This window comes from Mesorhizobium sp. M1A.F.Ca.IN.020.04.1.1 (assembly GCF_003997315.1).
Lineage (GTDB): Bacteria > Pseudomonadota > Alphaproteobacteria > Rhizobiales > Rhizobiaceae > Mesorhizobium.
In genome coordinates this window covers 1-11,134 of sequence record NZ_RZSN01000182.1, presented here as the reverse complement: position 1 = coordinate 11,134, position 11,134 = coordinate 1, and the positions used below count along the sequence as shown (strand labels likewise).

Genomic DNA, 11,134 nt, shown 5'->3' with positions numbered 1-11,134 from the left:
GCGCGCGGGCTCGTGATCGCTGGATTTAAGCGTAAGCTCTGAAATCGTCATGTGTCGAAGCCCTCAAAGGCTCCGAACATCGTCCTTCACGCCGATCACCGAAAGGTGCCGTCGGGACATCGCTTACCAAAATCCGGCCTCGACCGCGTGCACCGGTAAGCGCGGGATCAGTTGTTTCGTTATAGGCGACCATCTGCCCCAACCGCGCCCTTGCCTATTGGTTCCGCCGTGCATTCGCGTTGCTCGCCGATCCGTTGTCTCGCCAGACGCTGACGATGTTCGGCTGCCTTCACGTGCCGCAGGCCGCCGTTCTCGCCACGCGGCGGACCGGACGGTGCAAAAGTTCGCTTTTGTGGATCAAAGTAGCCCGGCCTGCCGGGCGGGGTTGGGGGCTTGACATACAGGCCGGGCCCTTACCCCGCGCAGCGGGGCAGAGTTCCATTATGCGCCGCGCTTGCGGCGACCGACATTAACATTTTCTAAGACTTGAAAAGCCCGTCGCAGCTAATGAGCGTAAGCGACGGGCTTTGTGCTGCCGAGACGGCTACGTCCCAACGGTAAACGACCGCTCCCATAACAAGTCATGGCCGCGCAGTCAGTTCCAATCTTGGACAGCCCACCCGAGGAACGTGACGACACCAGCGACGTTCCGGTAAATGGCAATCGACGATGATATCGAAATGGCCAGGCGGCATGTTCACGAAGGCGAGCGGCACCTTCGCCGTCAGCACGAGTTGGTTGCCGACCTCAGCGATCAGGGATTGCCGACCGATGACGCCCTGCGCTCCCTCCAGCTGCTTGAAGACATGCAGGCGATGCATCGGCAGCACTTGTCGCGGCTGCTGCGCAGAGCCGAAAATGGCTAGGAGGATTCCTGCCTTGTCGGGCCGGACCATGGGTGTCTGCACTTGATCTGGTGACAGGTCATGATCTGCCATGAGTGCGCCGGCCGAGACGATCGGAATCTGCAATTCAGCAAAACACTGTAACGCCGACAAGCGCAGGGACTGGACGCCCTGCCTCCAAATGCTCCGACTATTGCTCGTCCTTTGGGGCAACCTGCACCAGCTGCAAAAGCCCTAGCACGATCAGCGCCAAGACTGTGCCAAGAATTGCGATCTGCCAGAACCCGAGACCCACTGCCAATCCAATGGCACCGGCCAGCCACATTCCCGCGCCGGTCGTCAGCCCCTGAACCTCCCCTTTGGAGAAGAATATTAGCCCCGCAGCCAGGAATGCGACGCCGGCAGTTGTGGCTTCAATCAGGCGGATGGGGTCAATGGCTATCTCCTGGCCATCGAAGACGGGGAGATGGGTGATTTCGATGGCCAGGATGGCGATCAAGGCGGTTGCTAGACAGATCAGGATATGCGTCCTCAGCCCGGCCGGCCGGTTACGCCATTCGCGCTCCATGCCGACGAGTGAGCCAAGAACCGCAGCCAGCAAAAGCCTGGCTGAAATTACGGAAAATGGCAGCCAGGTTTGCTGCCCGAAACGTTCAACAAGCTCATCCATGAGCGCCAGAACGTATCTGTGGGCTGCCCGGTTCCTTCCGCAGGACGCCGGGATGTCCCTGCAATGCATATCGCCGGCAAAGCGCCGGAACATTCGAGCTCAGCCCACGTTGGGTTCTGTTCGACTGACAGGGACACACCTCAATGGAACCCAAATCATCGCGCGATCTGCCGGGTCCTAAGCCCCGCAAGGACAAGGAACGGGAAAACCAAAAAGCTGCCGCGAAAACGCCTGACAAGACCAACGATTGGGACCGGAACCAGGTGCATGGCGAGGGCGAGAGCATCGGGATCGACAAGGACGAACCATAGGCCGATCCACACCCCAGAGCGCGCAATCTGAGCCGCCCACGATGCGGCTTGCCGCCACCCCGACCGCTAGAGTGCTGGCGAAGAGAGCGTCTTTCGAGTTCGCATCTAAATAAGTTGCGCTGTTTGCTTCACGGTTGCCTTGGATGGCGACCGGCAAGCCTACCTGTCTGAGGTACAGACACGTCTCCATCCCAGTTTCTTATAAATTCGATCAGAATGCCCAACCCAGACCCGGAATGGCTGCTACGCACCCCCCACAGCGGACGAAGAAGATGCTGCGGTATCGGCCTGGCATCGCAGATTGATCACAAGGGCTCTGACCCCGTTGTCGACCTCAGCCCGGACAAGTGCCAATTGCAGGGTCTTCAGGAAGGAAGAAGCTTCGCCGCTCGCAAGCGGTGAGTTCGCGAGGGACGGTGCGCCGGGCGAAGTCAATGAGGTCCCGGGACGTTTGGAAGACGCGAAGGATGCGGACATCTTTTTCGCCCGAAACAATTGCAACGCGGGTGCCGTCGGAACTGAAAGCTGCGCGTGTAAAGCCCAGTAGAATGGTTGCTTCGTCGTGGCTGCCAAGGACGGCAATCTGGCGTCCCGATTGCGTCGCCCAGAGCCGGACCGTGCGATCCTTCGAGGACGCGGTCACGACATACAAACCGTTGGGACTGAACTGGGCGCTGTCCACCGCGCCGCTGTGGCCCCTTAGAACGGCCCTTTCCAGTCCGCCAGCGACGCTCCAGATCCGGATGGTTCCATCGCGCGAGCCGGTCAGCAGCAACTGACCGTCGGGGCTCAAGGCGACGACCGTTACCGCGCCTGTGTGTCCCACTAGCGTTCTGACGTTTGCTCCGTCCGTGGTCGACCAAATGCGAGCCGTGTGGTCGAGTGAGCCCGTGGCGACGAGTTGACCGTCCGGGCTGAAGGCCGCTGCCGTGATGCGATCCTGATGCCCCACAAGAACCCTGAGCTCGGCTCCGCCCGTCGTCAAGAGGTGGCCCGCATTGTCTTCCCTGGCCGAGAGGATCAGATTTCCGTCAGGGCTAAGAATGGCCTGCGGTAGGTTGCTGCTCGTGTTAATGGCGGCTAGCTCGGTGCCGGTCGCCGCGTCCCACAGCTGCGCGGTGCCGTTCATCGATGCGCAGAGAAGCGATTTGCCGTCGCGACCAAACTGGATCTGGATCAGGCCGCGATGTGATCGGAACTGGGCGGTCTCGTGTCCCGTGGCCACATCCCAAACACGGACCTGCCCCCCAAGAGATGCCGTCGCGACGCGCCTTCCATCTGGGCTGAACGTCGCGCTTTGAACGATCTCATGTGTATCGAGCCGGATTGTCTCGCGCCCGCTCACGATATCCCACAGGTGCGCCGCGCTGTCGCCGCCGCCGGTCAGAAGGTGGACATTGTCGGGACTGAAGACCGCGAAAGTCGGCCGATATTCATGTGAGAGCGAAGTCGTCAGCGCGCCGTCGACATCCCACAGCCGAGCGGTGCCATCGTGTGAAGCAGTGAGAAGAATGTTGCTGTCGACCGGGCTGAATTCCATATGCTCGACCAAGGATTCATGACCGGCGATCGTCGTCACCAACGAGGCGCGTTCAGCGTCCCAGATGCGGATCGGCCCATTGACCGAGGCGGTCGCCAGGAAGCGGTCGTCCGGGGTGAAAGCACCGTTCATCTCCACATCGCGTTCATCCGTATCGATGTCTGCCTTCAACCCCGAAACCTCTTGGCCTAGCACATGATCCAGCGTTCCCAACGCTCCATCCCAAATTCGGGCAGTGCCATCGATGGATACCGTGGCGATTCGCTGACCCCCATGACTGAAAATGACGCCGTTCAATTGCGTGTCGCTCTTGCTGCCGGCCAGCTTTGCGATCTCCGTTCCTTTCGACAAATCGAAAAGGCTGGAAGTGTCGCGGTGTGAATGCCAACCCCACGGGCCGGCCAGCATCCGGCTTCCGTCCGGGCTGAACGCCAGGCTGTAGGGCCAGGAGGTCACTCGCATTGACCGCGTCAGCGCGCCGTCTGCGCTATTCCAGATCGAAACAAAATGCTTGCCTGCCGTCGCGAAGCTGCGGCCGTCTGAACTGAAAACAGCACGCGTATATGCGTCGCTTTTTACACCTAGAACTTTCTTTCCGGTCCGAGCATCCCAGAGCGTTGCATCGCTGTTCTCCCCCGCCGTCAGCACCCGGGTGCCATCCGGACTGAAGATTGCCGTCGGATAATTGCCTACCGGGCGCATGATAAAGAGCTGCTCTCCCGAGACAGCGTCCCAGAGACGTGCAGTGCCATCCCTCGCCGCCGTCAGGATACGGCTCCCGTCCGGGCTGAATTCAGCCCTCTCCAAGGCCGCTTCATGACCCATTAGAACTGCAGTTTCGGCACCGCTGAGATGTCCCAGACGGCTGCAGTCTTGTCGTAGGATGCGGTGACGATGCGATCGCCGCTCGGATTGAATGCCGTATCCGTCACGCCGGCGCCATGCCGGAAGATTTTGATCTGGTGGTGCGCCAGCAGAGCCTTGTAGAGGGCTGCCTCCGCCTCGAACAGATATTGCCGCTCGGATTGGTCTTTTGAGGGCAGTGCTTCAAGCGCCAAGAGGATCGCAGCCTCGGTGCTGCCTGCCGCGGTGGACTGCTCCGAAAGGAACGAGAGCGAAAGGAACTGATTGCGCATCGCCTGGTCGCGTTGCGACCTCGCTTCCTCCTGCGCCCTGAAGGCGACCAGCGCGCCTGCGCCCGCGATGAGAGCGAGCATTATCGCCACAATCGCTGCGTTGCGGGTACGTCGCGAAAGCCGGTTTGCTGCGGCCGCCGCCAGGCTCCGGCGCTCGGCTTCGCGCTCCAGGCGCTCGTGTTTTGCCTCTTCGGCGGCCTCGATCAGCGCTAGCGCTGCGTGCCGGTCCTTCTCCTCTTTCTGCCGATGGGCACGCAAAGACTCCTCGATGTACTCAAGGACATAATCGTCGATCTCCTCCCGTCTCGACAACATTAGTTCTTCGCCCTCCGCCAGACGTTTGCCGGACGGAAGGAGAAGCTCTCGATTCCTGCTTTCCAGGTGCCATCGGTGGGCATCAGCCCTGAGGCGTTCGCGCGTCTCGAGAAAATTCCGGTTTGCATTCACAATGTCACTTGCGCGCGGCCAGCGCCTCAACAGTGCTTCATGTGCAACGCGCACGAAGACACGCCCTGCGGCGTCCTCGTCGCTGACGAGGAGCCGCGCGTCGATCAGGGCCCTGACCAGCGCCGATCGCGCGGGAGTGCCTGCAACTTCGGTGAGCAGGGCCGGACGTGCCGTCACGGTGTCATCGCTCAGACTTGCAGTTGTGAGGGCGCCCAGTACCGTCGGTAAGGCCTCCTGGATCTCGGGCGCCAGTAAATCCACGACTTCATCGGCGCGGCGCGCGATTGCGCCTTCGAGCCCGCCGAGCGCGCGATAATCCGCAAAGGTGAGAACGCGGCGCTGGCGGCCGGCCTGGTACAACGCGTCGAGCACAAACTCCAGAAGCGGCAATGATCCGGGATCGGCAGCTGCTGCCTCCTGCAGCACGTCATCGAGTCGCCCCAACTCGGCATTCTCCTCAAAGCGGAGTCCGGCAACGCCCGCCGGCTCACGGATGATCTGACCCATCTCCGGGCCAGTCGGCGGCAGGAGTTCGTAGCTGGAGAGGCCATCCTTGAGCGCCGAGAACCCCGGGACCTCGCCGCAACGGTGAAAAAAATCTGAACGGATCGCCGCGATCACCCAGGCCAGTCCGCTCGCGGCGAGCAGCGTCATGAGCCGCACGAGAGCCTCGCGCGCCGGCTGCTTCTCCGTCGTGAACAGCTCCTCCAGCTGATCGATGGCGACAACCAATCTGATCTGCGAGCGGGCCGACCCAGCGGCTTTGCCAAGTGCCTGGCGAACCATCGCCAGCGCCTGATCCGGCGCGCTTCTGCAAAGCCGAGCGAGCTCCGCGGCTGTTACTTCGCAGGCCAGTTCCGGCACAGCAGCTTCGCTAAGCAGCGCCGCAGCCAGCACAGCAAATGCATCCGGTCCTTCGGAGAGGCGGATCAGGCAGCGGCGCCACAACGATATGCCCGCCACGGTTCCGGGCCGGATCAATGACGGCAGCAGGCCAGCGCGCAGGAGGGAAGACTTGCCGCAACCGCTCATGCCGTAGATTAGCAGGAATGCGGTGCCGCTTGCTGCCTGCTGCTCCAGTCTTGAAGTGCAGGCAGCAATCGCCCGCGCTCTGCCGAAGAAGAGATCGGCATCTTCGAATTCGAAGGCATCGAGACCGCGAAATGGCGACCTGACCGGTTCCTCTGAAGCAAGAGGTACGCGGTAGATGCGCAGGGCACGTGCGACGTCCTTCAGCTTCTGCTCGCCAAGCTCGATGAATTCCACCGGGAGCCGGTCTCGAGCCTGGGCATGAACCGCTTCCGTGATGCAAATCCCGCCCGGTCGTGACAATGATTGAACATGGGCTGCGACCTCGACCGCCTCGCCCCCGAGGTGGTCGCCCTCGTCGACGACATAACCGAGGTGAAGCCCGATGCGGAAGCGCAGGCGCTTTGTCTTGGGAACTTGGCAATTCCGTCTGTCGACCTCATGCTGGATGTCGCTCGCACACCGCAAGGCCTCGACAGGGCCTGCGAATTCGGCGACCACGCTCTCTTCGGCGCTCGAGAACACGCGACCGGCATGTTGCACCAGCAGCCGATCGACGATCTGCCTGTACGGCCCGATAGGTACAGCAGCGCCCCGCTCAGCCTCACCTGGCGGCCGACCGTCAGCAGCCAGTTCGGCTGCCAGGATAGTGGCCATTCTTGGGCCGGCGCTTGAAGGACGGACCAGCCTGTAACCGCGCCGAGGCACCGTCTCCACAACAGCCTGCCGACCGTCATTGAGCGCCGCACGGATCTCGTGAATGCATTGCACAAGGCTGTCGTCGGTGACCGCGATCCCGTTCCAGACCGCCCTCATCAGCTCGTCCTTGGTGACCACGCGATCAGCGTTCTCCAGAAGGTGACGAAGCACCGCGAAGGTTTGGTGACGAAGTGCGATTGTGCTGTTGGATTTGTCGCGCAAGGTCTCGCTGCTCACGTCGACGGTAACGCCGTTGAGCACGAACATCGTGGGCGGCGAGCTACTCAAGCCGTTTCCCTCAAGCACGAAGCCGCAGTCCAATGTTTCGATCCTAGCACGGTTTCGCGCTTGCCATCATCATTCACATCGGGCGGGGAGCGCCGATTTCGGCAAATGATCGGAAGCCGTTCGTGACCCCGAGACGCCTCGGACCGACAATCGCAGCGTCAGCGAGAGGCTCACCATGGACGACGAAGTGCAGATTGCTCGAAGTGTGGGCGCAAGGCCGGTGCTCCGGCTCACAGGCGTGTGCCTGATGAGCCTGTTCTTGGCAAGGCGCCCCAGGCTCACTCAACCGACCGTTCCCAGGACGGCCTGGTCGACGTCGATCTGCAATTGATCCTTGCAGTGGACGTTTCGCCGTCGATGAGCAAAGTTGAGCAAAGAGTGCAGCGCGACGGCTACGTCGATGCTTTCCGCCACGCGGACATTGCGGGGGCAGTCAAGTCGGGAGAGCGTGGAAGAATTGCAGTGCTCTATCTGGAGTGGGCAGGGCCAAATCAGCAAACCGTCATCGTGCCATGGACAATCGTCCAAAGTCGCGAGGACGCTCTCACTTTGGCAGACAGGCTCGCGGCTTTGTCGTTGACTGAAGGCCGCGGAACGTCGATTTCCGGCGCATTGTCTGCCGCGAATGATCTGTTCGCGAATAGTGGCTTGCGCAGCCCGCGCAGGGTTGTTGATATATCCGGCGACGGACCCAATAATGCGGGAGCACTCCTTGACCCCATCCGGCAGGTTCTTCTCGCGGAAGGCGTGACGATCAACGGGCTGCCTATCGCACTGCCCCGGATTGGCGGGGCCGACGGGTTCGCGAGGTATGGCCGTTCCAACCTGCAATCCTATTTCGAGCGCTGCGTCATTGGCGGACCAGACGCGTTTGCGATCGGTGTCACAGAGCCCGCCATGTTCGCCACCGCAGTCCGTCGAAAGCTGGTGCGTGAAATCGCCATGAACACGGATCTGGTGATCTACGCCACCTATACGGCGCGTTCAGACAGCACGACCGATTGCAACCTGATCGGTCAGCTGCCAGGGCGATAACGAGCGGCGATAGCATGAGGGCTTGTGGGCGGGCCGCACGAAACGTCTTTCCGGCCACCTGCCTAACAGCCAATTGCGGATGGCTTTGAGGTGTCTTCCCTCTTCGCTAACAGCTTGAAAATATCATAGTATTAGGAAAATTGATGGCGGAGAGAGCGGGATTCGAACCCGCGTTACGGTTTCCCGTAAACACACTTTCCAGGCGTGCGCCTTCAACCACTCGGCCACCTCTCCGTCTTGCATGTCGCGTCGGCCGGTTTCGCCGCGCGGGTTGGGGAGATGCATCTCCCTCGGGAAGGCCTCTCGGCCTAAATTTGGGGTGCCTTCAACCGGCAGGCAACCCTTTCCCGGCACCTCTAGCCGTCTAGGCAAAACAGGCGCGGGGCTCATCTAGTCGATCCGAAAGCGAATGCCAAGTCATTCCGTGGCTTTTGCCGTGGATGACACGGAAGCTGCCTCGGTGGCCTGCCATGCAGCCGAATGCTGTGCACAGGCCGGCCGGCGGAGTTTCCCGCGCTTGACTTCGGCTCTGGCCGCCTGTCGACTGCCTGAGGCGTTTGTTTTGTGCACTTCCGGACGGAAAACCACGACGCAGTTCCCGGAACTGCTTGGGCTTTGCGAGGGGCATCGTCCTGACATGGCATCGATCAACCAGCAGCCCGCGGGCCGGCCCGACAGCGGGCTCTCCTTCATCCCGGTGGCGTGGCTGATCATCGTGATGGCGCTTTCGGCCTATGGCCTGATCTCGAGCTGGCGGCTGATCGGCGACTTCAATCTGCCGGAAAGCGTGCTCTTCCTGATCTACGGCGGGCTGACCGGCGGCGTCGTGACCATTCTGTGGGGGCTTTACCTGCTCGGCCTCGCCTTCAACCGGTCGGCGCGTTTCCCGCGTCACTATACGATCTGGCAGGTCGCCATCATCCTTTGGCTCGTCGTGCGTCAGGCCTACACGCTTCTTGTCCTCGATTTCGTCTTCTCGGCCGAAGGGCTGGGCTTCACGGTGGCCGAGATCGCCATCGGCCTGCTCTGCATCTACCTCCTGCGGCGCGGCGCCGGCGCCGACACGGTGTATGCCAATCCCGAGGCCGTACGCCCGCCGCTCCTGGTCTCGCTCGTCGCCGCGTTGCTCGGCATCATTCTTGGTGGCGCCATCGGCGCCTGCATCGGATTTTTCGCGGGGTCGCTAATCGCCGACGCCACCCATATGAGCTGCTTCGAGGGCGCCTGCGGGTTTTTTGCTGTCTTCATCGGCTTGGGCGGCCTGATCATCGGAGCCGTCGGCGGCGGGATTTTCGCCATCTGGCGCGTCAACCGGCGCAAAGCGGCGCGGAGGGCCTAAGTCAAAATCGCGATTGCGTGGCGGTTGTGCACGCTCTATGTCGTTTGGCGGGGCAGACGGGAGTGTTCCCGGGGAGTGCGTTGGATGCTGCGTTTCATCTTTCGGCTGGCGGCCATGGTTGCGTTGTCGATTTCTGTCATCATGGCGGTGATCGACACCACGCGCTCTGTCGCGGCGTCGGCGCTGGTCATGACGCCGCTCAACGCAAGCTGGCTGGCGGTATCGCCCGACACGCGCGCCGCGTTCGAGACCTATGTGCGCGCCAAGGCCAGTCCGCTGGTCTGGGACGGGATCATCGCCTGGGTGCTCGGCCAGCCGGGATTCGCCGTGTTCGCGGTATTGGCGTTCCTGCTCTACGCCCTCGGCTACCGCCGGCGGCGCCACGAATTCGCCCCGACCAACTGACGCGGACTCCGCCCGAAACGGTCGGCCTTCACGCTTTTTCCAACAGGTCAAAATTCCACGTGAATTTTGTTTCGGGCCGTGCCAGATTGGCCGCGAGCGGGAGGGGCATACACTTCCTGCCTGACGTCGCATGCCTGCCGGAGAACCGGGCAGGGTGTGCGGTGCAACGGAAAATAACCGACAGGGTGTGGATCACATGAAACGTATCGTTCTCGGCCTCCTGGCCGCAACCGCAATGGTTCTCCCGGCCTTCGCCGCGGATGTCCAGCCGGCCATCCTCTACGATCTCGGCGGCAAGTTCGACAAATCCTTCAACGAGGCTGCCTATAACGGCGCCGAGAAATTCAAGAAGGAAACCGGCGTCGCTTATGTCGAATTCGAAGTCTCCAACGCTTCGCAGCGCGAGCAGGCGCTGCGCCGCTTCGCCGAGGACGGCCGCAACCCGATCGTGATGGCCGGCTTTGCCTGGGAAGATGCGCTGAAGAAGGTCGCGGCCGAATATACCGACCTCAACTTCGCCATCATCGACGATGCCGTCGACCTGCCCAATGTCCGCTCGCTGGTGTTCAAGGAGAACGAAGGCTCCTACCTCGTCGGCATTCTGGCTGCGATGGCGTCAAAGTCGAAGAAGGTCGGCTTCGTCGGCGGCATGGACATCCCGCTGATCCGCAAGTTCGAATGTGGTTATGTCGGCGGCGCCAAGTCTGCCGGGGCCACCGAGGTCATCCAGAACATGACCGGCGATACCCCGGCCGCCTGGAACGACCCCGCCAAGGGCGGCGAGATCGCCAAGACCCAGATCGATCAGGGCGCGGACGTCGTCTATGCCGCGGCCGGCGGCACCGGCGTCGGCGTGCTGCAGGCGGCCGCGGATGCCGGCAAGCTCGGCATCGGCGTCGACTCCAACCAGAACGGCCTGCAGCCCGGCAAGGTGCTGACCTCGATGCTGAAGCGCGTGGACGTTGCCGTCTACACGGCTTTCATGGACGGCAAGAACGGGACCTTCAAGGGCGGCGTCGAAAATCTCGGCCTGAAGGAAGGCGGTGTCGACTACGCCATGGACGACAACAACAAGGCGCTGGTGACGGACGAGATGAAGGCGGCGGTCGAAAAGGCCAAGGCCGACATTATCGCCGGCAAGGTCCAGGTGCACGATTACACCACCGACAACAACTGCCCATATTGATCGGCAACTGAACGAGGCTTCTTAGACCGCCGGGCTTTTTGCCCGGCGGTTTGTTTTTGGGACCAGCATCATGCAACCGATTATCGAAGCCATGAGGGAGCGCGATGTCGAGACGATCGCCAAGCTGCGCCTGGCCGCCTTCTTTGAAGGCACCGGGCGGACGCTCGCAGAGGATATGGCGGGACTTCGCGGGGTGATCGCAGG

The 11,134-nt window shown here is 61.8% G+C and carries 9 protein-coding genes and 1 tRNA gene; 5 read left to right on the top strand and 5 right to left on the bottom strand.

Annotated features, from left to right (window positions below):
- Positions 1-581: 581 nt before the first annotated feature.
- A complete protein-coding gene (locus EOA49_RS26485) occupies positions 582-938 on the bottom strand; it encodes a hypothetical protein (protein WP_127213981.1) in 357 nt (118 codons plus the stop codon).
- Between the two features lie 97 nt (positions 939-1,035).
- Complete coding sequence (locus tag EOA49_RS26480) at positions 1,036-1,515, bottom strand: MgtC/SapB family protein (RefSeq protein ID WP_067319603.1); 480 nt, start codon at positions 1,513-1,515, stop codon at positions 1,036-1,038.
- 143 nt (positions 1,516-1,658) lie between these two features.
- Between EOA49_RS26480 and EOA49_RS32830 the strand changes: the two genes are divergently transcribed.
- Positions 1,659-1,826, top strand: a complete 168-nt coding sequence (locus EOA49_RS32830) for a hypothetical protein (protein ID WP_164746634.1) — start codon at positions 1,659-1,661, stop codon at positions 1,824-1,826.
- Positions 1,827-2,160: 334 nt separating this feature from the next.
- On the opposite strand, the gene EOA49_RS26475 is transcribed toward EOA49_RS32830, so the two are convergent.
- Both EOA49_RS26475 and EOA49_RS26470 read right to left on the bottom strand, forming a co-directional pair.
- Positions 2,161-4,191 carry a WD40 repeat domain-containing protein gene (locus EOA49_RS26475; protein WP_127239442.1) on the bottom strand — a complete coding sequence of 677 codons (2,031 nt, stop codon included), beginning with the start codon at positions 4,189-4,191 and terminating at the stop codon, positions 2,161-2,163.
- Complete coding sequence (locus EOA49_RS26470) at positions 4,191-6,998, bottom strand: winged helix-turn-helix domain-containing protein (RefSeq protein ID WP_127239441.1); 2,808 nt, start codon at positions 6,996-6,998, stop codon at positions 4,191-4,193. The genes EOA49_RS26475 and EOA49_RS26470 overlap by 1 nt, the downstream gene beginning before the upstream one ends.
- 207 nt (positions 6,999-7,205) lie before the next feature.
- Between EOA49_RS26470 and EOA49_RS26465 the strand changes: the two genes are divergently transcribed.
- Positions 7,206-8,000 carry a DUF1194 domain-containing protein gene (locus EOA49_RS26465; protein ID WP_127239440.1) on the top strand — a complete coding sequence of 265 codons (795 nt, stop codon included), beginning with the start codon at positions 7,206-7,208 and terminating at the stop codon, positions 7,998-8,000.
- A gap of 144 nt (positions 8,001-8,144) precedes the next feature.
- Here EOA49_RS26465 and EOA49_RS26460 read toward each other — a convergent pair.
- Positions 8,145-8,234: transfer RNA gene (locus tag EOA49_RS26460), tRNA-Ser, on the bottom strand.
- Between the two features lie 403 nt (positions 8,235-8,637).
- Between EOA49_RS26460 and EOA49_RS26455 the strand changes: the two genes are divergently transcribed.
- The 3 genes from EOA49_RS26455 to EOA49_RS26445 all read left to right on the top strand — a co-directional run bounded on the left by EOA49_RS26455 (position 8,638) and on the right by EOA49_RS26445 (position 10,930).
- A complete protein-coding gene (locus EOA49_RS26455; protein WP_127239439.1) occupies positions 8,638-9,339 on the top strand; it encodes a hypothetical protein in 702 nt (233 codons plus the stop codon).
- 84 nt (positions 9,340-9,423) lie between these two features.
- Positions 9,424-9,744 carry a hypothetical protein gene (locus tag EOA49_RS26450; protein WP_067002648.1) on the top strand — a complete coding sequence of 107 codons (321 nt, stop codon included), beginning with the start codon at positions 9,424-9,426 and terminating at the stop codon, positions 9,742-9,744.
- A 196-nt stretch (positions 9,745-9,940) separates the two neighbouring features.
- Entirely contained in the window at positions 9,941-10,930 is a 990-nt protein-coding gene (locus EOA49_RS26445; protein WP_067325733.1) for a BMP family ABC transporter substrate-binding protein, read from the top strand.
- The last annotated feature ends 204 nt before the right edge of the window (positions 10,931-11,134 follow it).